Raw genomic sequence first — 25,091 nt, 5'->3', positions numbered from 1 at the left:
GCTGCACCAAAAGCACGCGCGCCAAAGGTACGGTGGGTTCGACACATCGAGATCAGCCTTTCCATGCGGTACGCCAACCAAGTTCCCGAGTTATGCACACTCGTGGCATCGAAAACCCTCCAAAAATGCCGGGTCCGCGAGTTATGCACCCTCCTGCACGCCTCAGGCACCATGCGGTCAACTTGCGACCTGGGAATACGCCATGCTTCCAATCATGAGAGCACCCAACCGAATGCAATCCTGCCTGACAATGGGGTGCATAACTCATGAACCGAGCGTGCGTCGAAGGCGTTTCGAAGGGACAGGGGTTCGACATGCGTCGAGGATTCCTTCGTTCACTCGACCGGCCTCCTCCAGATCTCCAGCGACGCACTCCATGTCCCATTTGGGGACAGTCCCCATTTGGGACAGATGCGACCCCTCAGTGCACCAAATCGATGAGCTCTTGGCGGGAGTGGACGTCGAGCTTGGCGTAGACGTGCTTGGCGTGGGTGGCGGCCGTCTCGCGCGAGATGACGAGGGCGTCGCGCACGTAGGGGATGGAGCGCCCGCGCGCCAGCAGGTCGAACACCTCCGTCTCACGCGGGGTGAGGCCGCCGCGCTGCGCGAGCTCGAGGATGCGAGCGGTCAGCTCGTCCACCTCCGACGCGGCATCGGCGACGGAATCGCCGGGGAGCGTCGGCGAAGGAGCGGACTCGCCGAGCGCCGCGGCCGCGACGTCCTCCTTGCGCGCACCGAACGCGAACGCGCGGCCGTCGCTGAGCACGAACATGGTCGCGCTCACCAGCAGCGCGATGGACACGGCAACCACCTGGTCGAGCGAGAACGCCCCCGCCGCCACGCCGGACTCGACCAGCACGAGCGCCACCACGCCCAGCAGGTCGCCGAGGTGCACGAAGATCCATCCCAAGCCGTACGATTGCACGGGCGTCGCCGCCCCCTGCACGGCGTAGCGCGCAAAGTACATCTGCGTGATCAGGCAAAACGCGAAGCGCGCAGCGATGGCCACCACGTAGGCGACGTACGCGCCCGCGCCCTCCCCCAGCACGATGAACGCCGCGAAACCCACCACGAGCGCCGGGCACATCCACCGGTAGAGGAAGGACAGCGACACGCGACGCGGCCCCGCCGTGGCCGACAGGCCCACCACCAGCATGAACACGATGCTCACGACGAGCGCCACCTGGGAGGCCGTCGCGTCGCGCCCCGACGCTCCCGGCCAGAACGAGCCCTCCACGCACACGAACAGACATGCCGCGAGGATGCCGAACCCGGCGCGCCCCATCGACTTCAGCACGCGCGGCAGCCCCTTCCGCGCGCTGTCGTGCGCCTCCGCGAATGCGCGCTGCTCGGCGGCGCCCCGGTACTCGGCCGTAGCGTCGCGCGCCTGCGCGTCGCGCCACGACAGCAGCAGGCACAAGCCCGACAACAGGGGAAACGCCGTCACCACCGCGAGCGCCATCCAGCCCTGCATCGCCGAAACCACCAGCACGAGCACAGCGGCCGCCACGGCTGACGCCGGCGCGAGGAACTCCACTTCCTCCTGGGTCACCTTCGCGTAGTACTCGCCCCACATCACCCACATGAAGCCGCTGCCGAACCCCGTGAGCACCGCGCCCACCACGAACAACGCCGCCGTCGCGCCGAAGTCGGGCAGCTCGCAGAACAGCAGCGGCGTGGAGACCGCGGTGGCCAGCGGCGCGATCCAGAACAGCGCCGCGTGCTGGGTGGGCGAGCCCAGCCGCTTCTCCAACACCACGATGAGCACGAGCATGACCACCGACATGGACACGGGCAGCCCCGTAAAGAACAGGTCCCAGCCCGCGCCGCCCGCCAGCGTCGAGGCCTTCGCGCCGGTGTAGCCGCTCACCGCGTTGGTGTAGAACACGCAGAACACCCAGGCCAGCAGGAACGCCCAGCCCAGACGCCGCAGCGGTGCGAACCGCTCGACCGCCGCCACGAGCGACCGCTCGCGCCGTCCTTGCGCGCTCTCAGCCATCCATCTGCCCCTTTCGCCGCCCGCTTTCCATCCGGCATTTGTACCACAGGCGACTCCACTTGGCAAAAGGGCTTGCACCGAGGGGGGGGGGCAGCTGATACAATGACAGGCAGCCGACCGCACGAGAAAGGAACGCCCGATGAGAAGCAGGGTCTTCGCACTGCCTGCGACCCTCACGTTGTGCTGCGTCCTGACAGGCTGCTCGGGTCTCGCCACTGCCGAGCAAAAGTCGATCTATCACGACGACGCCCGCATCGCCCGGGGGTTCGACACGTACACAGTCGTGGACAGCAGGGGCTCCCTCTTCGACCGCCATCTTGGCGAGCTGACCGGTCTGGAAACATGGCTCCAGCTCTCGGTTCCCGAGGAAGGCGGCACGTTCCGCGTCGACTACGACGTGACCGTGCAGGCCGGCGACTTCAAGATCGTGTTCGTCGACGGCAAGAATGTCGACGTCGTCTGCGAAGGAACGGGCGTCGGCAGCCGCACCTTCACGTTGGAGCCGGGCGACTACGCCCTCAAAGCCGTCGGCACGCACGCAGGTGCCGACATCGAGCTCGAGCTGCAGGCGAGCGAGGGCGTTACCGCCGTCGACCCCGACGGCCCGCTTGGCGATCCGCGCGACGTGGAGCTGGAACCGCTCGAAGACAACGCGTAGCACACGGCTCCCGCGCGGTCGGGCACGCGAATTCGCCCATGCTAAGCAATTTTTTCGTTTTGCGTACGATTCGGCGCTTCGAAGCGTCCTTGGATGCCGACCCTCGAAGGCAACTTTTACGTTTCCGCAGGTCGCGCGATCCGCGTTCGACCGTTGCGGGACAACACGCCCCTCAAACGCACGCAAAACGCAAAAATTGCTTAGAACTCGGCGATTTGCGCGCCGCGCAGCCGTGCCTATCCCGCGCCGCCGCCCCTACCCCGCCGCACGCATGACCATGCGCTTGACGTCTTCCCGGTGCTCGGGGCGCACGAGGTAGTACGCGTAGGCCTCGAGCACGGTTTGGAAGGCCACGCCGCGACCGACGATCTTGCAGTACCCGATACCGTACGAATCGTGAAGGTCGCGCACTTCCCGGTCGGTGAAGATCACCGGATGGCCCGGCTCGTGGTCGAAGAAGTCGGCGCGCTTCGCGATGCACTCGAACGGCCGCATGACGCCCGCCATCTGGTCCTCGCTGTTGTGCAGGTAGTGCTCCTGGCGATGCGGGCAGCGGTAGGCGCAGAACTCGTTCACCATGACCTCCACCTTGTCGCGGTCTTCGAGCGCCGCGAGGAACGCCGGGTCCTTGTGGCGGTTGTAGTCGAGCACCACGTAGTCGTAGCGCTTCGTCATGCGGTTCACCTCGGCCGCGTCCGCCAGCGCACGCGTGGTGGACAGCACGCAGCGCATGCCGTAGCGCTCGCGCACGTAGTCGCCCACGAGGTCGGCGTACACGATGGCCTCGGCACCGTAGCGGCTGGCGATGGCCAGCATCTCGTTCAGGTACTCGTCGCGCAGGTCGTCATCGCCGGCCAGCATGTTCGTCAGCGTGAGGCGCGCCTTCACGCCGTGCTCGGCCAGCAGCGAGAACGCCTCCTCCATCTGGCGGGGCGTGGAGCGCTCGCGCAGGAACGCGCGGCCGCCGTTCAAATTGCACGCGGGAAAGCATCCGTACACGCTGTCGATGCGCACGTCGTCCTTGAACAGCGCCGGACGCTGCTCGAGCAGGCGGATGAAGAACAGGTTGAGCCCGAGCCCCACCGTGAAATCCGGCAGCGTGTACTTGATCATGTCGATCCCTTCGAAAATCACCGGTTCCGACGGCCGTCAGGCCGCCGGAACCTTCTAGAACATGCACATCTCTAAGTCTTCGCCGAGCGTCGAGTGCAGCTTATCGTACATCGACGAGGGCTTGTTCGGGGTCCACGTGGGGCGTTTCATGGCGAAGCACACGGCTTCCTTGCCCATGAACTGCTTGATGGGCACGCGCCCGCTCACCGCGATGGCCTGCTCGGGGCAGATGCGCTCGCACAGGCGGCACTGCATGCAGGCGCTCGGACGGTGCACGATGCCGAACACGCCGTCCTCGTCGAGCTTCTTGATGGCTCCCGTGGGGCAGAACACCGCGCACATGCGACACGAGCTGCACCGATCGGCGTCGATGGACACGGCGCCGATCACGCGCGTCTCCACCTCGTCGGCCACCGGCTGGCCCACGTGCTGCAGATAGTTGTACAGGCGCACGCGGCGCGTGGGGACGAAGTGCGACAGCGTTCCGTCGGCCTCCACCTTGCGATACGCCGCGGGAACGGGCTCGGCTTCGGCCATCCCCAGCTCCTCGGCCACCGCCGCGCCGGCTGCACGGGTCGACGCGTCCTTGGCGGAGCGGAAGAAATCGCGCCGCCCCACCCCGTCGCCGCCGCCCTGGCCGTGCGACCCGCCGGACGCACCGGGTGCCAGCACGCGCTCGGGCACGCATTCCACCACGTCAACGGGCATGGAAGACCCGAACGCCTCAAGCAGGTTGCGCGAGCCTTCCACCACGTCGCGCATGAGCGCGCCGCCGGGAGCGTGCCGGCACGTCTCGCACGAGCCGCACGCGAGCGTCGCGTCGAAGGCGCGGTACGCCGCCAGCCCCACGAGCGCCGACTCGTCCATGCGGCCCAAGCACGGCACCACGCACGCGGCCGGCGCGTCGTCGGCCGCGACGTCGGCCGCCTCGAGCGCCGTCTCGCACACAATGACGGGATGGCCCTTCGTCGCCACGATGGAGTGCTTGAGCTGCGCCGTCAGCTCGGCATCCGTCGGGTTGCGCAGTTCGATGGCGCAGGTGGGGCACGCCGTGGCGCACGTGCCGCACCCGATGCAGCGCTCGGGCTCCACGAGCAGCTCGTTGTCGCGATACGCCAGCGCGCCCGACGTGCAGGCCTCCACGCAGCGCAGACAGTCGGCGTTGCGGTTGCGCACCGAGATGCAGCGCTCCTCGTGCACGGCGATGGCATCGCTCTCTATCTCGCCCAGCAGGGCCAACAGGCCGTTGATCAGGGACATGGCCTACCCCCTTTCCGGGATCTCGTCGTCGACGGGCAGCGCCGCGACCTGCGCCTGCTTCTTCGGCAGCAGCGGGAACGTGATGGCGTGCTCGGGGCACACGTCGGCGCAAGCGCGGCACTTGCTGCAGTCGTTGAGCGTGGTCTCGCCCGCCGCGATGTCGTGCAGGTTGATGCCCTCGGGGCACGCCTGCTCGCACAGGTTGCAGGCCTTGCCGCGGCCCTCGCGCAGGCACTTCTCGGCGTCCACCTGGGGGCGGAACGTCCGGTTCAGCCCGCTGAACAGCGAAAGCAGCGCGCCCAGGGGGCAGAAGCGCTGGCACCACTTGGGCAGCAACAGGACCTCCAACGCGATGATGACCGGGAAGGCGACGACCGTCCACGTGGCGTCGCCGAACGCGAACAGGCGCATGACCAGCAGCACCGTGGCGAACGTGAGGCCGATCGGGCAGACGAGGCAGAACACCGGGAAGCCGAAGATGAGCGTGGAGCCCAACGCCGCCGCGAGGATGCCGTGGCGGCTGTCGATCTTGATGCCCTTGGACTTGCCGCAGGGAGAAGCGCAGGTGGAGCAGGGAGTGCGGAGAGCGGGGACGGGGGCCGCCGCCTGCACCGCAGGTTCCCCTGCTTGCGCCGCATGGGAGACGGGTGAACCAGCGAAGTCATCCGCGGCGCCATGGGAGGGGGCGGGGACGGAGCCCGAGCCTCGCTTTCCCTTCTTCTTTCCCCGCGACATGAAGTGCACGGGGCATACCCAGGCGCAGAACACCTTGCCCAGCACGATGCACACCAGCAGCACGACCACCACGCTGATCACGGCCATCGGGATGGCCGTGCGCTCGGCGATCATGGCCAGCAGCGCGCCCAGGGGGCACAGCAGCGTGATGGACTCGAAGCCGATGCCGCAGAAGTTGCCGATGCCGCCGGCCGTGAAGTACCCCACGGCCACCACGGCGAGCACCGCCAGCATGATCAGGAACCGCAGTCGATAGGTTTTGAGCTTCTTCATCCCGCTCACGCCTCCACTTCTTCGGTCGGACGGACGACGATGGCGCGATCGGTAGCGCCGGCCGTGATGGAACCGGCCGACAGCGAGATGCACGCCAGCTCGCAGGCGCCGCAGCCGTTGCACGCGTCCACGTCCACCACCGGCACGTTGTCGGCGCCCAGCTCAAGCGCCTCGTAGTTGCACACGTCCACGCACTCGTGGCAGCCCATGCCCTTCGCGGCCAGGCACCAATCGCGGTTGAGCTCCGCCTTGCCGATGATCACCTGCGACGGGTCGGGGCACACGAGCGCATGCGTCGGACACACCGCGACGCACTTCGGCCCGCCTGGCTCGTTCTCGCAGAAATCGCACCAGCCGCTTTTGAAATCCATGCGCGGCGTGCGCGCGTTCAGGATGCCGTCCTCAAGATGAGCAGGCGCGATGGCGTGCTTCGGGCACACCTCGCGACACTTCTCGCAATGCAGGCACCCGCGCACGAGCTGCTCCTCGTCCTGCCCTCCCGGCGGCCTGAGCAACGTGGCGCTGGGCAGGTATTTCACGCCGCCCAGGCCGATGACGGCGCAGGCGCCCACGGCGCCCAGGGCGAACGTGCGGCGCGACACGCGGGGACCCGCATCGCGCTTGCGCTCGACATCGTGCTCGTCCATCATGCAACCTCGACTTCGACTTCGGCTTCGTTCTCGGACAGCACGGCATCCAGGAACTCCCGGTCGTTGCGCAGGAAGCCGTCGGTCAGCTTGCCCAGCCCCTTGTAGAAATCGGTTTGGGGGAATTTCTGCAGGTCGGCCGCCATCATGGGGTACCACGCCAGCAGGTGGTCCTCCAGGAAGTTGCGCTGCGACAGCAGCAGCTTCAGGCACTCGTCTTCGTCGCCGGCCTCGTACGCCGCGATGGCGCGCTCGCACAGGATCTGCTCGAACTCCAGCTCCAGCGCGATGTGGTCCTCGCCTTCCTTCCAGCTCTCCTGCTTGTCCAGGCCGAAGGCGCGGTACAGCACGAGCACCTCGTCGCGCGCGTCCTGCATCATGAGGCGCTTCGGGCTCGTGTACACCGACTCGTACGGGTAGGCGGCCGAGAAGCCGTCGTTGCCCGACCCGATGAACGCGCGCACGTAGTCCACCGCCAGATCGGTGAGCACGGTGCCGTCGGCCTGGCTCAGATAGCCGCAGATCATCCGATAGCCCTCGTCCACCAGCGCGTTGCCGGTGTTCGTCGGGAAGCGCATGGACACGAGCGTGTCGTGCAGCTCCTGGTCCACCTCCACGCGGAACAGGCGCGAGAGGAACTGGTAGGTTGCCCTGCGGCCGCGCAGCACGTCGGCGAAGTCGATTTCCTGATCATGGGACATGAGTAGCTCCTTCTCTAGCGTTCGGTCGAAGAGGTTGCGGCGAACACGCCGGACGCGAGCACGCTCCGGCCCAACTCGGTGATGGTCCAGCTGTCGCGCCATTCGATGGCGCCCGTCTCTTCCAACTTGCCGCGGAAGAAGCCGCAGAAGCGACGCGGCTCTTGGCACAGCGGGTCGCCGTCGACCGCCTGGTCGAGCTCCTTGGTGGGGCAGCCGCCCTCGCGCGCCGTCATCTCCAGCACGCGTTGGAAGATGGGCAGGTAGCGCTCGTCCTCCACGATTTTCTCCACCACGAGGCTCTCGTTGACGTGCGCCGCGATGGCGTCGAGGCCGGCACGGGTGGCCCGGTAGCGGCACGGCGCCGCGGGCGTCACCGAGATGAAGTCGCCCTCGTCCTCGGCGGGCACGGCGGCGTCGGCCGCATCCTCGGCACTCTCGTCCACGATGCGCTCGAGGGCGCCGTCGCGCTCGAGCAGCTGCACCACCTGCGCCGAGCTGTACACGCTCGTGGTGGTGGGATACGCCGCATCCAGATCGGCCACGGCCTCGTCCATCGTCTTCGGCTCCGTGCAGAACGCCACGGCGTGCAGCAGGCGGAACTGCTGGCCGGGGATGCCCGCCAACAGCTTCTCGATGCGCTCGGCCGGCGACAGCGGCACCACCGGAGGCACCACGCTCTTGTCGGCGTCGGGGATGGGCGGCAGGTAGTCGGCCTCGGCATCGTCCCGCTCGCCGTCGTCCAAACTCAAATCGGCCAGGGGATCGAAATCGTCATCGATCACGAATGCGTCGACATCGCTCATATCTATCAGTCCTTTCAAAACACCGGGGGTTGGGAATCGCGAGGGTCCGGCGGCCGGCAAGCCGCCGGAGCTCCTACATGGTCGTGGATGCGTAGAGCACCTTGGTGGGCAGCTCGCGCGGCACGTCGGGTGCCAGCGCCAGCACCTCGTCCGTGAGGGACGCGAACTCGGACGGCGCCACGCTCGCCAGGCGCTCGCCGTCGCGCATGAACACGCGCGTGGTCTGCACCTTGGTGAACGCGGTGTTCTCCAGGCGGTCGCGCGTGAAGCGCGTGCACACCGTGCGCTCGTCGGCCGTGGCCAGCACGTCGAGGAACAGGGCGCGCTCGCGCTCGAGGGCCACGCGCCGGTGGTCGATGGTGAACTTGTCGTCCACCGCGTCGTTCGCGGGAAGGAAGCCGTTCACGAGACCGGTGACGAACGCGGTGCGCACATGGCGCCCGTGGCAGCGCGCGTACGCGACGACGTGCACGGCGTCGCGCGCGACGTCCTCAACCGGGGCGCGGAACGCTTCGCGCGCCAGGTGCTCGACGTCGGCGTGCGCGGCATCGTCGCCCAGCAGCTCCACCAGGCGCGGGGACAACGGCATCCCGTGCGCTTCGAACAGCTCCACGGCGGCCGCGCGCGTCAAGCCGTCCGCGCAGGCGCGCTGCAGTTCGTCCAGCTCGTCGAGCGGGCCGTCGAACTTGCCGAAGATCGTCGAGGCGCGGTCGGCGTCCCGCTGCGTGCGCAGCTGCGCCACGGCCTCCGACGCGGCGATATCGCGTTCGCGAGCGTACGCCATCAGCTCCAAGAACGCATCCGAGCGCAGCAGCCAATCGCCAAAGCCCAACCACGAGCGCAGCGACGTGAAGTCGTGCGGGTCGAGGTGCAGGCGCAAGAAGGTGGCCAGCTTGAGGTCGGCGAAGCGGCCCTCGGTGCGGGGATCGCCCTTGATCTTCCCGCTGCCGAAGCCGCGCTCGACCGCGATGCCGCGCGCCTCGAGCGCGGCGGCCATGCGTGCGCCCCAAGCGGCGTTCGGCACCGCCACCAGCACATCGCGCGGAGCCACGCCGTCGGCCAGGCACTCCTCCACCGATGCGGCCACGAACGCGCATTCGGCCTCGGGGTCGTCGAGCGCGCGGCTCTCGCGCGCGGCCTCCGGCCGCTCGGTCGCCAGCGTCACCAGGCAGTCGGCCTCGTCGGCCAAGGCGCGGAACCCGTCGAAGCACGGGTACGGCTCCTCGGCGCTCGACGCGGCCAGCGTGCGGCCCGCCGCCACGAGGCCATTCGCAGCCAGATGGCGCACGAGGCGCTGCGACGCCTTGCTGAGCGACGCGTAGTCGTCCACCACGAGCGCCAGCGGCTCGGGCTCGACGCCGGCGGCCACGAGCCCGCGATAGGCCAGCGACGACACCTCGCACGGCAGCAGCGCGCGCCGCACCTCGAGGTTCTCGGTCAGGATGGCGTGCACGGTCTGCTCTTCGGCGGTGATGAGCCAGCGCTCGTCCTCGTCGGCGCACTCGCTCATGCTCTTGTAGAAGAACTTGAGCATCTCGCGCAAACGGCCGGGCTTGAGCCCGCTCACCTTCACGTCCTCCATGAGCACGGCCAGCTCGTTGTCGTCGAGCACGCGCGCGCCGCGGCCCACGGCGTCCTGCACCCGCGCGTCGCCCATGACGGCCAGGCCCAGCTCGCGCATCGACACCACGTCGGCGACGTTCAGCAGCGGGTCGTCGGCCAGCAGCGCCCGGTAGCGCCCGGCCGCCACGCCGTCGGCGCACACGATGCGCACGGGCGATCCAGCCGCGGCGATGCCGCGAGCGCACGCCAGCAGCGCCGGCGCGACGTCGTCGGACGCGTCGTGCTCCAGGCACGCGCGCACGCAGGCAGCCCCGCCGTCGGCTTGCGTTTTCAGTTCTTCAAGAAGATTGTTCGCCGCGTCTTCAACGGTCGCAGCAGTATAAGCACTCATATTCGGTCTCCATCCACGTTCTTCGGATGAAGCCCTTTGCTCGAAGCCCCCCAGCTTCATAGCGCTTTCACACCAACGAAGTATGCCCAACCGGCGCGGGCGCGTCTACCATCATTCCGAAACGGAATGGATGAAATCGAGCGCCTCCTGCTTGTCGCCCACGCCCAGCTTGCGGTACACGCCGCCCAGCACGTCGGCCACCTCGTCGCGCGACAGCCCCAGCTCGCCCTCGATGGCATCGAAGCCGCGCTCCTCCACGTACAGGATGAGCGCGCCCAGTTCGCGCTGGTCGAGCCCGCAGCGCTCGGCCGCGAGCCGGCACTTGCAGCGCAGCGCCGTGTCGCCCACGCCCGCGCGGGCCGCGCCCGCAACCCCCGCGCCCGCAGCCGCGCCCGCAGCCGGCCGCGCCGCCTGCCCGTCGCGCGCCGCGTGCACGAGCGCGACGGTGGCGCGCAGCAGCTTCTCCACCTGCCGCGCCTGGGCGTACAGCACGCCGCCCGCCTCGGTCAGGCTCACGCCGCTGCGATCGCGCACGAACAGGTTCGCGCCGAACTCGCGCTCGAGCAGGGCGACGTGCTTGCTCAGCGTCGACTGCGTAAGATGCAGCTCCCGCGCAGCCGCCGTGAAGCTGCCGCACTCGGCAACCTTCGCGAACTCGTGCAGGTACGTCGTCTCCATCGTCTCAGACCGCCTCGTCCTGCCCGGTCGTCTCGTGGGCCAGGTCGATGAGCTCCTGACGGTTGTCCACGCCCGTCTTCTGGTAGATGTGCCGGATGTGCGTGCTCACCGTGCCCGCCGAGATGAACAGCGTCTCCTGGATGCGCGAGATGGTGCGCCCCTCCAGCAGCAGCGGCAGCACGTCGGTCTCGCGCGGCGACAGGGCGAAGCGCTCCGAGATGAGCGCGCAGGGGTCCACGGGATCCGCCGGGTCGTCGGCGGGCACCTCCGGCTCCGCGCCCATCAGGCTGACCTCGCCGATGCCGATCTTGATGAGGTCCGTCTCCGTGAACAGGAACAGGTGCGCTATGAACAGCAGCGACACCGCCACCAGCGTGACCAAGGTGAGGTCGAACATGCTCACGCCCGTCGCCTCCAGCGAGTGGGCGAACAGCGACCCCACGGTCTCGCCGCCGTACAAGGCCACGAACCCCAGCCCGATGGTGCGCGCCGGGCTCACGCGAAAGCTCGACGCCACGTCGATGCATACCACGCACAGCACCAGCACGAAGCAGTGGTAGCCGCCGAAGATGAGCGCGCTCGAATACGTGTTGTTGTCGGACAGGAACGGCGTGGACAGGCAGCCCAGGCACAGCATCAGCATGGACACGCGGTACGAGAAGAAGATGCTGTCGCGATGCAGGAACACGGCGATCAGACAGATGGCGAGCGCCCCGACGAAGCCGGCCAGAAACAGGTACGCGCCGAAGATGTCCTGCACCGCATACGTTTTGAAGCCCGACACCACGTCGAAGAACCCCATCAGCATGCCGATGAGCATGGCGCCCAGAAGCGCCTTCGCGAACAGGGCGATGGTATGGCGCGAAAGCGGCTGCTCGGGCCCGCGCGCCAGCTGGGGCGTGGTGATCGAGCAGCGTCTGAGCAGCACCGCCGACAGCACGGGCATGGTCACGATGAGCGCGATCACCGGCACCGCCGGCCCCACGATCAGCACGAGCCCGATGGCGATCGCGGCGCACAGCGACGCCGCAAGCTCCACGAGCGCCAAGCGCCCGCCCAACCCCGACTCCAACTCGATCCAGCACAGGAACAGCACGGCCGAACCCGTTCCGGTCATGACGGCGCTCAAACCCAGCACGAGCATGCCGGCGGGCGTGGTGGGATCGGAGAACGGCGTGAGCACGCTGCCCACGCTCATCATGATGGCGGAACCCAGCACGATGGAGCGGTTGGCGCTCACCCGCTCGCGCCGCACAATGACGGCGACGAACAGCATGGTGACCACCATGGCGACGAGCGAAATGAGCAGGCTGGTGTACAGCGAGCCGCGCACGTCGGACGAGAAGCCGTACGGCACGATGCTGTAGAACATCATGAGCATCCACAGCCACTGTAGGGCGGCTCCCGCGATGCGCTTGAGCGACAGGCTCGTCCCCAACGCGGTATCCCATGCACTCCGAAGCTTTTCCATGCCTGCCCCACCCCCTGAGCCCGTGCAAAACGCTGCTCGCGTCGACCCCTCTGTCGACGCGTTCGATTATACGGAAAAGATGAGCGTCCCTCTTTGAGGAAATTATCCTAGTTTAGAGATAATTTATGATGACCGATCATCGTAATCCCAGATCAAACGACTATCGATTTTTTCATGATCACAAAATCATAAGAATTTATGATGCGGAAGATCGGCGCTTCCCAACCTTTGCACGATGCCCGGCAGGCCCTCGCATCCGTAAGGTCGGCTCATGCGATTCGGGGACTTTGCACCGCATGCGGCATCCAGCTTCACGCGGCAGCCCCCCTCCCCGTTCGCTCGAAGGTAGACGAGTAAGACGAGAACGAGGAGAAAGAAGGAGGAGGAGTATGGGTAACCTGACCATGTCACGACGCACGTTCGTCAAGACCGCCGCCATCACCGGAGCGGCAGCTGCGGCGTTCGGCGCTTCGACGCACACCGCGCTGGCCGAAGAGACGTACAGCAAAGTGTCCGGCAACGACACCGTGGCCGTGAAGACGTGCTGCCGCGGTTGCGGCAAGATGGAGTGCGGCGTCAAGGTCATCGTCCAGAACGGGCGTGCCATACGCGTCGAGGGTGACGAGGGAGCGTTCCAGTCCATGGGCAACTGCTGCACGAAGTCGCAGTCGTCCATCCAGGCGGCGTACCACCCCGACCGTCTGCACTACCCCATGAAGCGCACGAACCCGAAGGGCGAGGAGCCCGGCTGGCAGCGCATCTCGTGGGACGAGGCCATGCAGTCCATCGTGGACAACTTCATGGACATCAAGGCGAAGCACGGCGGCGAGGCCATCGCCTGCCAGGTGGGCACCTCGCGCATCTGGTGCATGCACTCGGAGTCCATCCTGAAGAACATGCTGGAGACGCCGAACAACGTGGAAGCCTGGCAGATCTGCAAGGGCCCGCGCCACTTCGCCACCACCATGGTGTCGCAGTTCGCCATGTCGTGGATGGAAACCATCACGCGTCCGCGGGTGTACGTGCAGTGGGGCGGCGCTTCCGAGCTGTCCAACTACGACGACTCCTGCCGCACCACGGTGGACGTGGCGTCGCGCGCCGACGTGCACATCAGCGTCGACCCCCGCATGGCCAACATGGGCAAGGAAGCCGACTACTGGCAGCACCTCCGCCCCGGCACCGACGGCGCCCTGGCCCTGGCCTGGACGAACGTCATCATCGAGAAGAAGCTCTATGACGAGCTGTACACGAAGAAGTGGACGAACGCCCCGTTCCTCGTGTGCGAGGACATGGAGCCCTCCGGCTTCCCCACCGTGCGCACCGACGGTTCGTACTGGGACGTGAAGACGCGCCTGCTCAAGGAAAGCGACATCAAAGAGGGCGGCAGCCCCTACAAGTTCCTCGTGTACGACAACAACTGGGAAAAGCTGAAGGCCGAGGGCGTCGAGCACGAGTACGGCGCGTTCACCTGGTTCAACGCTGACCAGGAAGGCGTCATCGACGAAACCGGCGGCTTCTGGGAGGGCGAGAACTACGACTCCGAGAAGGCGCGCGAAGGCCGCGAGGCTTCGCAGGACAACCTGCTGCCGGGCCAGACGCAGGGTTGGATCCCCGATCCCATGCCGTTCGACCCCGCCATCGACCCCGCGCTCGAGGGCGAGTTCGAGATCACGCTCAAGGACGGCAAGACCGTGAAGGTCAAGCCCGTGTGGGAGTACTACAAGGCCCGCGCCGCCGAGTACAAGCCCGAGGTTGCCGCGGAGATCACCGGCATCCCGGCGTCCGAGATCGAGGCGGCCGCCACGGCGTACGGCACGCGCATCGACCCGTCCACCGGCTACGGCAACGGCGGCATCCAGTACATGCTGGCCGTCGAGCACTTCTGCAGCGCCATCCAGAACTGCCGCGCCTTCGACAACCTCGTGGGCATCACCGGCAACATGGACACCCCGGGCGGCAACCGCGGCCCGACAATCGTCCCCATCGACGGCGACCTCCAGGGCTTCAGCGCCTGGGCCCCGGGCGCTACCACCCCGCCGGCGGAAGTCAACCTCAAGCAGGTCGGCATCGACAAGTTCCCGCTGCTCGGCTGGTGGCAGTACTGGTGCGACAGCCACTCGCTGTGGGATGCCGTCATCACGGGCGACCCCTACCCGGTGCGCGCCCTGTGGAACGAGTCCGGCAACTTCATGAGCCAGACGAACACCACCCGCGCCTGGGAGGCCCTGTGCTCGCTGGACTTCTACGTGGACCTCAACCTGTGGCACACGCCGCAGAACGACACCGCCGACATCATCCTGCCGGTGGCCCACTGGATCGAGCTCAACTCGCCGCGCGCGTCGCAGGGTTCCGCCGGCGCCATGGGCGCCACGGTCAAGTGCGTGCAGCCGCCTGCGGAAGCCAAGTACGACCCCGAGATCGTCATGGACCTCGCCAAGCGCATGAACTGGCAGTGGACGGACGAGCCCGGCAACGAGTGGCCCGACATCAACTGGCAGCTGGACGACTCCATCAAGCTGCTCACCGATGACGAGCTGACCTACACCACGTGGCATGTCGAGAACGGCAAGCCCACGTTCGAGCGCCACGGCGTTCCGATGGCCGAGGTCACGCCCAAGTACAAGACGTGGGACGAGTACGTCAAGGCCTTCCAGGAGCACGGCTGGTGGCAGGCGAAGGACATCGAGCCGCGCAACTGGGGCACGTACCGCCGCTACCAGACCGGCGCGATGCGCGCACGCGACCGCGTGTGGGGCCGCCTCGACTACACGGCCGGCAAGGGCATCGGCGACTGGAAGCCGGGTTGGTTCACCCCGACGATGAAGCAGGAGATCTGGTCCACCGTCATGGAATCGCACCATCCCAACAACCCCGAGTGGTTCGTCCCCAGCTACACCGAGCCGCCTCACGGCCCGAAGGACGGCGACCGCATCAAGGAGTACCCGCTGACCGCGACCACCGGTCGCCGCATCCCGGTGTACTTCCACTCCGAGCACCGTCAGCTTCCCTGGTGCCGCGAGCTGTGGCCCGTGCCGCGCGTGGAGATCAACCCGAAGACGGCTGCCGAGTACGGCATCGAGCAGGGCGACTGGGTGTGGATCGAAACCGAGTGGGGCAAGATTCGCGAGGTGGCCGACCTGTACTACGGCGTGAAGGAAGACGTCATCAACCTCGAGCACACGTGGTGGTACCCCGAGGTGAAAGACGCCGGTCACGGTTGGCAGTACTCCCAGGTCAACCAGCTCATCGACCACGGTGCCCAGGACCCGCACTCCGGCACGTCCAACCTGCGCGCCTACCAGGTGAAGATCTACAAGGCCACGCCTGAGAACTCGCCGTACAACAACCCCGTGCCGTGCGACAGCACCGGCACCCCCATCATCCATACTTCCGACGACCCCCGTCTGAAGGAATGGTTGCCGAACTACGAAGGGAGGGAGTAAACCATGACGAAGGCTATCATCACCGACCTCAACCGGTGCGTGGGCTGCCTCGCGTGCTCGGTCGCCTGCAAGGCGGTCAACAACGTGCCCATCGGCAGCTACTGGAACAAGGTCGTGCGCGTGGGGCCGAACCCCATCCCGGGCGGATCGGGACAGTATCCCGACGTGTACATGTACTTCCTGCCCATCAGCTGCCAGCACTGCGAGAACCCCGAGTGCGTGAAGGTGTGCCCGACCGAGGCGTCTCACGTTGCCGAGGACGGCTCCATCCAGATCGACAAGGAGAAGTGCATCGGTTGCCAGTTCTGCGTCATGGCCTGCCCCTACGGCGTCCGCTACCTCAACGAGGAAGAGAAGGTCGTCGAGAAGTGCACGCTGTGCGAGCAGAAGCTTGCCCAGGGCGAGCTGCCCCAGTGCGTCAGCCAGTGCGGCGGCAACGCCCGCTACATCGGCGACACCGAGGCCGGCTACGAGTCGTTCGAGGGTTCCGAAGACCCGTTGGGCAACCGTCGCAAGATGCTCGACTTCCTCGAGCCCTTCACCGACGCCGACGTGCACAGGCTGCCCGACGTGGGCAACAAGCCCTCGTACTCCTACATCCTACGCGACCATCACTGGGAAGGAGGTGATGAGTAATGGAAACTCAGTGGCCTCTCGTTATCTTCACGCTGTTCGTATGCTTGACCTGCGGCACGCTGGGCGGCATGTCCATCCTGGCGCTCAAGGGCGAAGGTAAGAACCTGCAGATGACCGCGCTCATCACGTCCGCCGTCTCGTTGGTGGTGGGCGGCATCGGAGCCTTCCTGCACCTCGAGCATTGGGAGCGCATCTTCAACGGCTTCGGGCACATCACGTCCGGCATCACCCAGGAGCTCATCGGGTGCGTGGCGCTGGCCATCATCATCGTCGTGTGGTTCGTGATGCTGCGCGGCGAGAAGCCGGTCTCCAAGGCGCTCGCCTGGGTGACCATCGTGGTGGCCGTGCTCATGGTGGCCGCGACCGCGCACTCCTACTACATGCCGGCCCGTCCGGCGTGGGGTCTGGCGCTCGTGGTGTTCTACCTGGGCAACGCCTGCCTGCTGGGCGCCGTGGCCATCTGGCTCATCTCCATCCTGAAGAAGGACGAGGCCGCCGAGGCGACGGGCATCCAGCTCACGTTCATCGCCGCTCTCGTGCAGCTCGTGGCCGACGTGGTGTTCGTCATCGCCTGCGCCCTGTCGAACTTCGCGCAGTACGGCTACTATGCCGACCCGACGTCCATGACCACGGCCCCGACGCACATCGACAGCCTGATGAGCGTCATGGTCACCGGCGCCGGCGCCCCGATGTTCTGGGGTTCCATCATCTCCGTCATCGTCGCGGCGGCGTGCGCCTTCGTGGCCAAGAAGAAGGTGGGCGCCTCCAAGACGCTCATGGTCGTCACCGCCATCGTGGCGCTGGCCACCTCCGTGATGTTCCGCGTGCTGATCTACCAGCTGGGCTACCCCGTGTTCCTGCTGTACTAGCACCAAGCACGTAACGTTCCACGATCCCGCGTTCCGGGGAGGAGCTGCAACCTCCCCGGAACCGATCGAAGCAAGCGGGGCAACCCCCTCCCTCCAGCCCCGTTTGCTTCGATCGCGCGCCGCCACCCCTCCCCTCATGCGGCGCAGCAGATCGACCCATCGGCCCGGCCGTCCGCCCCTCCCCCTACCTGCGGACCGCCGGGCATCCTTATGCCCCGGACCTTGCGCTGCGAGCGCGAGCGAGAATGCGGCTTCGCCGCAGGTGCAACACTACGCGCTCCGCACCCCGAGCTCGCGCTTCCGTCTCGAGTCGCCCACCAGCGGAAACCCTCATTTCGCGAAAAAGGGGTGATGCGCTTCGCCGGGCGCTTGCGTACGCTCGAACCGTCGTCGACGACAGCGATACGACACATCGGAGGGAAGGGGAACATCATGGGGAAGCACGAACAGCAGAACGGCGTTTCTCGTCGAAGCTTTCTGAAGGCATCGGGAGCCACCGCGGCCGTCGCCGCCGGCGCGCTTCTGTGGGGCTGCGCGCCCAGCAGCGCGCAGGACGGCGCCTCCACCGAGTCGGGCATCCCGACGTCGTGGGACGAGGAAGCCGACGTGGTGGTGGTCGGAGGAGGAGGCGCCGGCATGTCGGCCGCGCTCACGGCCGCCGAAGCGGGAGCCTCCGTCATCGTGCTGGAGAAGGGTCCCACCACCGGAGGATCGACCGCCCTGTGCGGCCAGGCCATCATGGGCGTGGGCACGTCCGTCCAGAAAGCCGCCGGCATCGAGGACTCGGTCGAGGAGGCCATGAAGTACTTCTCGGCCATCGGCGATGGGCGCGACGACCTCGTGCGCTTCGTGGTGGAGAACAGCGCCGACGCCGTGGAGTGGCTCATCGGCCTGGGGATGCAGGTGCCCGCCGAGATCGGCAACCCGGGCCTCGTGTTCGGCGGCCAGGAGAAGGAGCGCGCCGACCTCACCGCGCCCGTCATGCGCACGCACTACGCCGTCAAGCCCGATCCGGGCCTGTGGCCCGTGCTGCAGAAGGCGGCCGACGCGCAGGAGGGCATCGCCGTGCGCACGGGCACGCCGGTAACGAAGCTCGTGCAGCATCCCGACACCGGCGAGGTGCTGGGCGTGCTGGCGGGCGACGGGAGGCAGAAGGCCGTCAAGGCCCGCAAGGGCGTCGTGCTGGCGGCGGGCGGGTTCGCGCGCAACCCCGCCATGATGCACGCGCTCATCTCGCGCTACGACGTGCAGACCACCGCGAACGAATGCGACACCGGCGACGGCATGAACCTGGGCCTGTCGGCCGGCAGCAGCGTGGGCTACTTCGGCATGCTGTCGAACGTGCAGTTCTCCAAGCCCATCATGCCGTGCGCCTTCATCGTGCTGGGACCCGACACCATGGAGGGCACGCCGCCCTTCATCTCGGTGAACGTGCAGGGCGAGCGCTGGACCAACGAGCGCAAGTTCTACTCGTACATCTGCGACGACCTGCTGAAGCAGCCCGAAGGGCGCGCCTTCGTGCTGACGTGCGGCGACGCGGGCAAGGCGGGGTTGTCCCGCGCGGCCGACCAGGCGTTCTCGGGCGAAACCCTCGCCGAGGTGGCCGCCGCCATGAGCGTGGACGCGGATGCGCTGAGCGCCACGGTCGAGCAGTGGAACGCCTCGTGCGCCCAGGGCGCCGACGCGCAGTTCGGGCGGACGAGCGAGCTCTACCCGCTCGAAAGCGGCCCCTTCTACGCCGCCGAGGTGAAGCCGGGCGCCGCCTGCACGTTCGGCGGCGTGACCGTCGACACCGAGATGCACGCGATGCGCGCCGCGGGCGACGAGGCCATCCCGCGCCTGTACGCGGCCGGCACGAACAGCATGGCGCTGGGACGCTTCTACCCCACGTGCGGCGCCGCGGTTGCCACGGCGATCACCACGGGACGGCGCGCCGGCACGAACGTCGCGGCCGAAACGCCCTGGGAGGAGTAGCCCCGGCACGCATCCGTCATCGAGCATAGAGCAAAACGCGCGCGGAATCGCAGCTGAGCCGCGGCGCGTTTTGCTATGCTGGGCTCACCCCTCCGAACACCCGCATCGGACCCGAAGGAACGCATGAAACGCGCGCGCATCCATACCCTGCTCCTGCTTATGGGCGGCTTCATCGCCCACAAGCTCAGCATCCTGCTGGCATGGAACGGCGACGCCCTCGCCGAGCTTCCCTGGGGCGCCCTGCAGCCCGACTGCTTCGTCGCGCTGTTCTGCACCTGGGGCGTCGTCACGGGCGTCGTGCTGCTGGGCGCGTTGGCGCTGTTCGCGCGCAGGGGGCTGGGATGGCCGAGCGCCTCGCGGTTGCTGGCGCCCGCGTTCGCGCTGGCGCTGGGCGGGGCGCTCGCGTTCCTCTCGCTCGTGTTCTCCGGCTCGTCGATGCTGCTGGTCATGCTCGCAGCCGGCATCATGTCGGTGGGATACGCCCTGCTGCACTTCGTATGGGCCGTGCTGGCGCTGCGCTCCAGCCTGCTGACCGTCCTCGTCGCCCTCACCGTGGGGCAGCTGGTCACCTCGCTCTCGTTCCTGGCTCTCAAACAGGCCGGGACGGAGGTGCAGGCCAGCTTCCTCATCGCCTCGTGCGCCATCCTCTTCGTCACGGTGCACGCCCTGGCCGCGCACGAGGACGACGCCGACGACGGATCGCCGCTCGTGACGCCCGAGAAGACGCGCCCGCTGCGCGACCCGCTCGTCATCGGCATCGCCGCGTCCGCGCTGGGCGTGGGCATCCTGTGGGGCTCGTCGCCGTCGCTGCGCGATTACACGCTGTGGGTGTTCGGCGCCGTGGCGGTATGCGCCACGTTCTTCGCGGTGTCGCTCGCCCGCAAGCGCGAGGCGAACCCCGAGGCGCTCATCCGCCTCGTGTTCGCCATGCTGGGCATCGCCATCCTGCTGAACGCCGTCGTCCCCGACTGGCACGCCGTGTTCATGGGCGCGGTGTGGGTGGGCTACTCCATGCTGTCGCTGTGCGTGTTCCTGCTGGGCAGGAACGGCGGGGGCGCAAGCGACCGCCCCGACGGTACGCAGCTGGTCGTCGCCCTGGCCCTCTTCGACGTCTGCATCGCGCTCGGCCTGGCCACCGGGCGCGCCATGAGCGTTGCCGCGCCCTCGATCGAAACGCCCACCACGGTGGCGGTTGCGCTGCTGCTGGCGTTCATCTTCCTGTTCGGCACCCGCACGCGCGCCCGCGCGAACCGCGCGGAGACCCAGCCCGCCGACATCGAGGACATCAACGAGGTCATCCGCGCCCAGTGCCGGACGTTCGGCGCGCGCCACGACCTTACCGAGGCCGAATGCGACACGCTGTTCTACGTGGTGAAGGGGCTTACCATCAAGCGCATCGCCGGGGAGCGCTTCGTGTCGCTCAACACCATCAAATCCCAGATGACGAGCATCTACCGCAAGGTGGGCGTGCACTCGAAGCAGGATCTGCTGGCGATGCTCGAGCGCGAGCATCCGCGCGCGGACGCGTAACCGGAGGCCGCAGCATCATTTTGCGGTTTGCCGAGCCCAACTCGCTGCCGAAGTCCTACAATGTATCAAAGGGCTTGAGGACAGGAGATCCGATGCCGGGCAGCCGACAAAAGAGCGTCTCAACGCAAGGCCACACCTACGTCATCGATCGCTCGTACCGCGTCGTGTACCTCGACCGCGCGGCGCGGCGCGTATTCCCTGGCGGCCGCGTTGGCGAGCTGTGCTACGAATGCTTTCGCGGACAGACCGAGCCCTGCAAGGACTGCCCCTGGAACCCCGATTCCAGCGAGCACGCCACGCAAAGCGTCATCTACAGCGCGCGCGTGGGGCGCTGGTACGAGCTCACCTGCCTCGAGCTGGACTGGTTCGACGAGGGGCCCTGCGTGCTGTTCTCGGGCCACCCCATCGACGAGCACAGCCGCGGGCTGTTCAGCTCGCTGAGCGAGCCGTCCTCCTACGACGAGCTGTTCGAGCTCAACCTCACCGACGACGCGTACAAGGTGCTCTACCACGAGCCCGACAAATTCGTGGTCCCGGCCATCGAGGGACGCCTCAGCGTCATGTTCCCCGACGTGCGCGACCGCCTGATCCACCCCGAAGACCGCGATCGCTTCGCGGCGTTCTGGGATTTCGGCACGCTGCTCGGCCGCATCGAGGACGCGGGCGGCGCGCTGCGCGGGGAATTCCGCAAGCGCCTCGTGTCGGGCGGCTGGAACTGGGCGGCGCTGACCGTGGTGTCCGTGAAGCGCGGAGGCGGCGGCGAGCGCGTGGTGATGTGCTTCATCGCCGACGCCGAGGACGAGGTGCGGCAGCGCACGTCGCAGGCCGAGCGCTCCCAAATCCAGCTGCTGCGCGAGCGCGACCAGCTGACCGGCCTGTACAATGCGGCCACGTTCTACGACAAGGCCGAGCGCCTCGTGGCCGGCACGCCCGAAACCGCCTACGATGCCGCGTACATCGACATCGAGCACTTCAAGATCTACAACGAATGGCACGGCCGCGAAGCCGGCGACGCCATCCTGTGCGCCATCGCCGAGCGCATCGAGGCCATCGCACAGCGCCGCGGCGGCATCGCCGGCTACCTGGGCGGCGACGATTTCACGCTGATCATCCCCCACGGCCTGATCACCGAGGAGCGGGTGGAGCACGAGCTGAAGCAGGAGCCGTTCGACTCCGAGGACACCATCGGGTTCCAGCCGGCCTTCGGCGTGTGCGCCTTCGACCGCCCCGACGTGTCGGTGGTCACCGCCTGCGACCACGCGATGATCGCGATGAACTCGGTCAAGGGCACCTACACCAAGCGCATCGCCTGGTACGAACCCGGGATGACCGAGGAGATGGAAAACGAGGCGAAGATCCTCCTCGAGGTGAAGCGCGCGCTGACGAACCACGAGTTCGTGCTGTACTGGCAGCCGCAGTGCAGCACGCGCACCGAGCGCATCGTGGGCCTCGAGGCCCTCGTGCGCTGGCAGCACCCCTCGCAGGGGCTCGTGATGCCGGGCTCGTTCATCCCCGTGCTCGAGCGCAACAACTTCATCGCGAGCCTCGACCTGTACGTGTGGGACGAGGCCTGCCGGCACATCCGCTCGTGGATCGACCGCGGCGGCGCGCCCGTCCCCGTGTCGGTGAACATCTCGCGGGCCGACCTGTACGCCATCGACGTCGTCGAATCGCTCGAGGGGCTCATCGAGAAGTACGGGCTGGACCACAAGCTGCTGGAGCTGGAGATCACCGAGAGCGCGTACGCCGAAGATGAGAAGATGGCCGACGCAGTGGCCCGCCTCAAGGATCTCGGCTTCACCATCCTCATGGACGACTTCGGCAGCGGCTATTCCTCGCTCAACATGCTGAAGGACATCACCGTCGACATCCTGAAAATCGACATGGGGTTCCTCACGAGGCAGAACGAGTCGCAGCGCAGCGAGAGCATCCTCGAGGCCGTCGTGTCGATGGCGCGCTTCATGGACCTGCGCATCATCGCCGAGGGCGCCGAGACGAAGGAGCAGGTGGACTTCCTGCAAGACATCGGCTGCGACTACGCGCAGGGCTACTACTTCCACCGCCCCATGCCCACCGAGGCGCTCGAGGAGCTGCTGGCCCAGGACGATATCGTGGACCACCGCGGCGTGCTGAGCCCCAGCATGGAGCTCATCGACGTGAACGCGCTGCTGCACGACGACATGATCAGCCGCGCCACGGTGGACAACCTGATCGGCGGCCTGGCGATCTACGCGGTGTACGCCGACCACTTCGAGCTGCAGCAGGTGAACAACGAGTACTACCACGTCACCGGCTGCAATTCCGTGGACCTGCGCGAGCGGCAGCGCCTCATCTCGCGCCAGGTGCATCCCGACGATCTGGCGCTCGTCAACGCCATGTTCGACGAGGCGTACGAGCACCCCGTCACGGGCGCCGACGCCACGTTCCGCCGCTACCGCCTCAACGGCGACCTCATGTGGATGCGCATGCGCGCGTTCTTCCTGCGGCGCGAGCAGGATCGCACCATCTTCTTCGCCTCGCTGTCCGACGTGACCGAGCAGGAAGAGCAGGAGGAGGAGCTGCGCGCGTCGCAGGAAGTGCTGAGCAGCGCGCTGAACATCTCCTCCTCGCAGAAGTCGTTCGGCGACCTCACGGCCGACAACCGCCAGCTGGCCGCGCAGATCTTCATGCAGAACGCGCCCGGCGGCCTCATCGGCGGGTACTGCGAAGAGGGCTTCCCCTTCCTGTTCGCCAACGAGGAGATCGCCCACATGGCCGGCTACGACTCGTCGGCCGAGTTCATCGAAGCGCTCGACGGGCTGGTGAGCAACTCCATCCACCCCGACGACATGGCCCAGGTGATGGAGGACATCGGACCCGAGTTCTACGAGGGGCTCGAGTATTCCACCCAGTACCGCATGCTGCGCAAGGACGGGTCGTACTTCTGGGTGAGCGATCACGGCCGCGTGGTGCGCACGAAGACGAACCGCCTGGCCATCGCCAGCTTGTGCATCGACACCGACCACATGGTGAGCATGCAGCAGGAACTCGAGCTGGAGGACGAAATCCTGCACCGCATCATCCAGCAGTCGGACCTGAACGTGTGGGTGTACGACATCGCAACCGACCGCCTAGCGTTCCAGAACCTCTCGTCGAGCGGCATCGCCTCGCTGCTGGCCGCCTCGGCGGACGACGAGGACACCGCCAGCCTGGGCGACGACGTGAGCAACGTGCTGCGCCGTCTGTCGCGCGAGGCCATGTGGGGCCGCCCCGCCGCGCGCACGATCAAGGTGTGGTCGAACACGGGCGAGCCGCTGACGCTGCACATCGAGCGCGAGATCGTGCCCGATGCCAGCGGAGATCCCGCGCGCGTCATCGGCTACCTGGAGGATCCCACGCAGGATTCGCAAGCCAAGCTCACCCGCGCGAACGACAACCGCCTGCTCGACATCCTCAAGGGCACCGCGGTGGATCATTGGTACGTCAACGTCAACACGAAGAACTTCCTGAACTCGGCCGACCGCCGCGCGTGGCGCTACTGGGCCGGGCTGTCGCTGGAAGACTGGTCGAACGTCACGCTCGAGGACCGCATCGGGCCCTACCTCAAATCGAGCGAGGACACCGAGGCCATCGAGCGCTTCCTCGACTTCGACGACATGCTGCGGCGGTTCGCCGAAGAGGAGCGCTACGCCTCGCTCGAGTACCGGCAAACCGACGAGGCAGGCGAGCGGTGGATGGAGCTGAGCTACCGCATGGTGCAGCTCGAGGAGGGCGGCAACGTGTACGCCTACCTGTCGGTCACCGACATCGACGAGCGCAAGCGTCGCGAGCTCGACCTGGAGAACAAGGCCGAGCACGACGCGCTGACCGGCCTGCTGAACCGGCAGAGCGCCTCGCTGCGCATGACGGACGCGCTGGAGCGCACCGTGGAGCGCGGCTACCGCGGCGCGTTCGCCATCATCGACCTCGACGACTTCAAGCAGGTGAACGACACGTACGGCCACCTGTCAGGCGATACGGTGCTGGCCGGCGTGGCGCAGCACCTGCGCACGGCGTTCAGGAAGGGCGACCTCATCTGCCGCTGGGGCGGCGACGAGTTCGTCGTGTACTGCGAGGACATGGAGCGCGAGGACATGACGAAGCGCATCGCCGACCTGAGCGCGGGCCCCTGGAACGCGACGGTGCAAGGCGACCAGGTGATCGAGCTGTCGGTGTCGACCGGCATCGCGATGGTGCCGCAGGACGGCACCGCGTTCAAGACGGTGTACGAGCGGGCCGACCGCGCTCTCTACCAGGCGAAATCGAAGGGCAAGGCGCACTTCTGCTTCTTCGAGACGGGCTCGGACGCCTAAGGTGAGACAGGGGGAC

The 25,091-nt window shown here is 67.3% G+C and carries 17 protein-coding genes; 7 read left to right on the top strand and 10 right to left on the bottom strand.

The annotated features are described in order from the left end of the window. Nucleotides 1-421: 421 nt before the first annotated feature. The gene (locus GS424_RS02760; protein WP_160943584.1) at nt 422-1,999 is read right to left on the bottom strand and encodes a helix-turn-helix transcriptional regulator; all 1,578 of its coding nucleotides are present in this window, start codon (nt 1,997-1,999) and stop codon (nt 422-424) included. A 139-nt stretch (nt 2,000-2,138) separates the two neighbouring features. Between GS424_RS02760 and GS424_RS02755 the strand changes: the two genes are divergently transcribed. Beyond that, nucleotides 2,139-2,657: a hypothetical protein gene (locus tag GS424_RS02755; protein WP_160943585.1), complete on the top strand. Its 519-nt coding sequence runs from the start codon at nt 2,139-2,141 to the stop codon at nt 2,655-2,657. Between the two features lie 255 nt (nt 2,658-2,912). Here GS424_RS02755 and GS424_RS02750 read toward each other — a convergent pair whose 3' ends face one another. From GS424_RS02750 to GS424_RS02710, 9 genes are all read right to left on the bottom strand, one after another. Beyond that, complete coding sequence (locus tag GS424_RS02750) at nt 2,913-3,770, bottom strand: hypothetical protein (protein ID WP_160943586.1); 858 nt, start codon at nt 3,768-3,770, stop codon at nt 2,913-2,915. 54 nt (nt 3,771-3,824) lie between these two features. Continuing rightward, a complete protein-coding gene (locus GS424_RS02745; protein WP_160943587.1) occupies nt 3,825-5,030 on the bottom strand; it encodes a 4Fe-4S dicluster domain-containing protein in 1,206 nt (401 codons plus the stop codon). A gap of 3 nt (nt 5,031-5,033) precedes the next feature. Beyond that, nucleotides 5,034-6,038, bottom strand: coding sequence for a 4Fe-4S binding protein (locus GS424_RS02740; protein ID WP_160943599.1), 1,005 nt, complete (start codon nt 6,036-6,038; stop codon nt 5,034-5,036). Between the two features lie 5 nt (nt 6,039-6,043). Beyond that, nucleotides 6,044-6,685: a 4Fe-4S dicluster domain-containing protein gene (locus GS424_RS02735; protein WP_114533677.1), complete on the bottom strand. Its 642-nt coding sequence runs from the start codon at nt 6,683-6,685 to the stop codon at nt 6,044-6,046. After that, on the bottom strand, nt 6,685-7,386 hold the full coding sequence (locus tag GS424_RS02730; RefSeq protein WP_160943588.1) for a TorD/DmsD family molecular chaperone: 702 nt from the start codon (nt 7,384-7,386) through the stop codon (nt 6,685-6,687). The genes GS424_RS02735 and GS424_RS02730 overlap by 1 nt, the downstream gene beginning before the upstream one ends. 14 nt (nt 7,387-7,400) lie before the next feature. Next, nucleotides 7,401-8,189, bottom strand: a complete 789-nt coding sequence (locus tag GS424_RS02725; protein WP_160943589.1) for a hypothetical protein — start codon at nt 8,187-8,189, stop codon at nt 7,401-7,403. A gap of 73 nt (nt 8,190-8,262) precedes the next feature. Next, complete coding sequence (locus GS424_RS02720) at nt 8,263-10,143, bottom strand: PD-(D/E)XK nuclease family protein (protein ID WP_160943590.1); 1,881 nt, start codon at nt 10,141-10,143, stop codon at nt 8,263-8,265. A 111-nt stretch (nt 10,144-10,254) separates the two neighbouring features. Beyond that, on the bottom strand, nt 10,255-10,821 hold the full coding sequence (locus GS424_RS02715; RefSeq protein ID WP_160943591.1) for a LysR family transcriptional regulator: 567 nt from the start codon (nt 10,819-10,821) through the stop codon (nt 10,255-10,257). A 4-nt stretch (nt 10,822-10,825) separates the two neighbouring features. After that, nucleotides 10,826-12,292, bottom strand: coding sequence for a helix-turn-helix transcriptional regulator (locus GS424_RS02710; RefSeq protein WP_160943592.1), 1,467 nt, complete (start codon nt 12,290-12,292; stop codon nt 10,826-10,828). Nucleotides 12,293-12,681: 389 nt separating this feature from the next. Between GS424_RS02710 and GS424_RS02705 the strand changes: the two genes are divergently transcribed. The 6 genes from GS424_RS02705 to GS424_RS17890 all read left to right on the top strand — a co-directional run bounded on the left by GS424_RS02705 (nt 12,682) and on the right by GS424_RS17890 (nt 25,075). Beyond that, nucleotides 12,682-15,735 (top strand): molybdopterin-containing oxidoreductase family protein, encoded by a 3,054-nt coding sequence (locus tag GS424_RS02705; protein WP_160943593.1) that lies wholly within the window; start codon nt 12,682-12,684, stop codon nt 15,733-15,735. 3 nt (nt 15,736-15,738) lie between these two features. Continuing rightward, nucleotides 15,739-16,371, top strand: coding sequence for a 4Fe-4S dicluster domain-containing protein (locus GS424_RS02700; RefSeq protein WP_101721530.1), 633 nt, complete (start codon nt 15,739-15,741; stop codon nt 16,369-16,371). Then, entirely contained in the window at nt 16,371-17,240 is an 870-nt protein-coding gene (locus tag GS424_RS02695; protein WP_160943594.1) for a dimethyl sulfoxide reductase anchor subunit family protein, read from the top strand. The genes GS424_RS02700 and GS424_RS02695 overlap by 1 nt, the downstream gene beginning before the upstream one ends. Before the next feature lie 432 nt (nt 17,241-17,672). Further along, on the top strand, nt 17,673-19,214 hold the full coding sequence (locus tag GS424_RS02690) for an FAD-dependent oxidoreductase (protein ID WP_160943600.1): 1,542 nt from the start codon (nt 17,673-17,675) through the stop codon (nt 19,212-19,214). A gap of 123 nt (nt 19,215-19,337) precedes the next feature. Further along, nucleotides 19,338-20,744: a helix-turn-helix transcriptional regulator gene (locus GS424_RS02685; protein ID WP_160943595.1), complete on the top strand. Its 1,407-nt coding sequence runs from the start codon at nt 19,338-19,340 to the stop codon at nt 20,742-20,744. A 92-nt stretch (nt 20,745-20,836) separates the two neighbouring features. Further along, nucleotides 20,837-25,075 (top strand): EAL domain-containing protein, encoded by a 4,239-nt coding sequence (locus GS424_RS17890; protein WP_244977645.1) that lies wholly within the window; start codon nt 20,837-20,839, stop codon nt 25,073-25,075. Nucleotides 25,076-25,091: the final 16 nt, after the last annotated feature.

Source organism: Eggerthella guodeyinii, from assembly GCF_009834925.2.
GTDB lineage: Bacteria > Actinomycetota > Coriobacteriia > Coriobacteriales > Eggerthellaceae > Eggerthella > Eggerthella guodeyinii.
Note: the sequence above shows the minus strand (reverse complement) of the source record. Positions and strands in the feature narration are given on the sequence as shown.

Coding starts and splice junctions, on each gene's coding strand:
- GS424_RS02735 (WP_114533677.1), bottom strand. CDS start 6,685: ATGGACGAGCACGATGTCGAGCGCAAGCGCGATGCGGGTCCCCGCGTG.
- GS424_RS02725 (WP_160943589.1), bottom strand. CDS start 8,189: ATGAGCGATGTCGACGCATTCGTGATCGATGACGATTTCGATCCCCTG.
- GS424_RS02730 (WP_160943588.1), bottom strand. CDS start 7,386: ATGTCCCATGATCAGGAAATCGACTTCGCCGACGTGCTGCGCGGCCGC.
- GS424_RS02740 (WP_160943599.1), bottom strand. CDS start 6,038: ATGAAGAAGCTCAAAACCTATCGACTGCGGTTCCTGATCATGCTGGCG.
- GS424_RS02760 (WP_160943584.1), bottom strand. CDS start 1,999: ATGGCTGAGAGCGCGCAAGGACGGCGCGAGCGGTCGCTCGTGGCGGCG.
- GS424_RS02695 (WP_160943594.1), top strand. CDS start 16,371: ATGGAAACTCAGTGGCCTCTCGTTATCTTCACGCTGTTCGTATGCTTG.
- GS424_RS02715 (WP_160943591.1), bottom strand. CDS start 10,821: ATGGAGACGACGTACCTGCACGAGTTCGCGAAGGTTGCCGAGTGCGGC.
- GS424_RS02690 (WP_160943600.1), top strand. CDS start 17,673: ATGGGGAAGCACGAACAGCAGAACGGCGTTTCTCGTCGAAGCTTTCTG.
- GS424_RS02700 (WP_101721530.1), top strand. CDS start 15,739: ATGACGAAGGCTATCATCACCGACCTCAACCGGTGCGTGGGCTGCCTC.
- GS424_RS02745 (WP_160943587.1), bottom strand. CDS start 5,030: ATGTCCCTGATCAACGGCCTGTTGGCCCTGCTGGGCGAGATAGAGAGC.
- GS424_RS02705 (WP_160943593.1), top strand. CDS start 12,682: ATGGGTAACCTGACCATGTCACGACGCACGTTCGTCAAGACCGCCGCC.
- GS424_RS02720 (WP_160943590.1), bottom strand. CDS start 10,143: ATGAGTGCTTATACTGCTGCGACCGTTGAAGACGCGGCGAACAATCTT.
- GS424_RS02755 (WP_160943585.1), top strand. CDS start 2,139: ATGAGAAGCAGGGTCTTCGCACTGCCTGCGACCCTCACGTTGTGCTGC.
- GS424_RS02685 (WP_160943595.1), top strand. CDS start 19,338: ATGAAACGCGCGCGCATCCATACCCTGCTCCTGCTTATGGGCGGCTTC.
- GS424_RS02710 (WP_160943592.1), bottom strand. CDS start 12,292: ATGGAAAAGCTTCGGAGTGCATGGGATACCGCGTTGGGGACGAGCCTG.
- GS424_RS02750 (WP_160943586.1), bottom strand. CDS start 3,770: ATGATCAAGTACACGCTGCCGGATTTCACGGTGGGGCTCGGGCTCAAC.
- GS424_RS17890 (WP_244977645.1), top strand. CDS start 20,837: ATGCCGGGCAGCCGACAAAAGAGCGTCTCAACGCAAGGCCACACCTAC.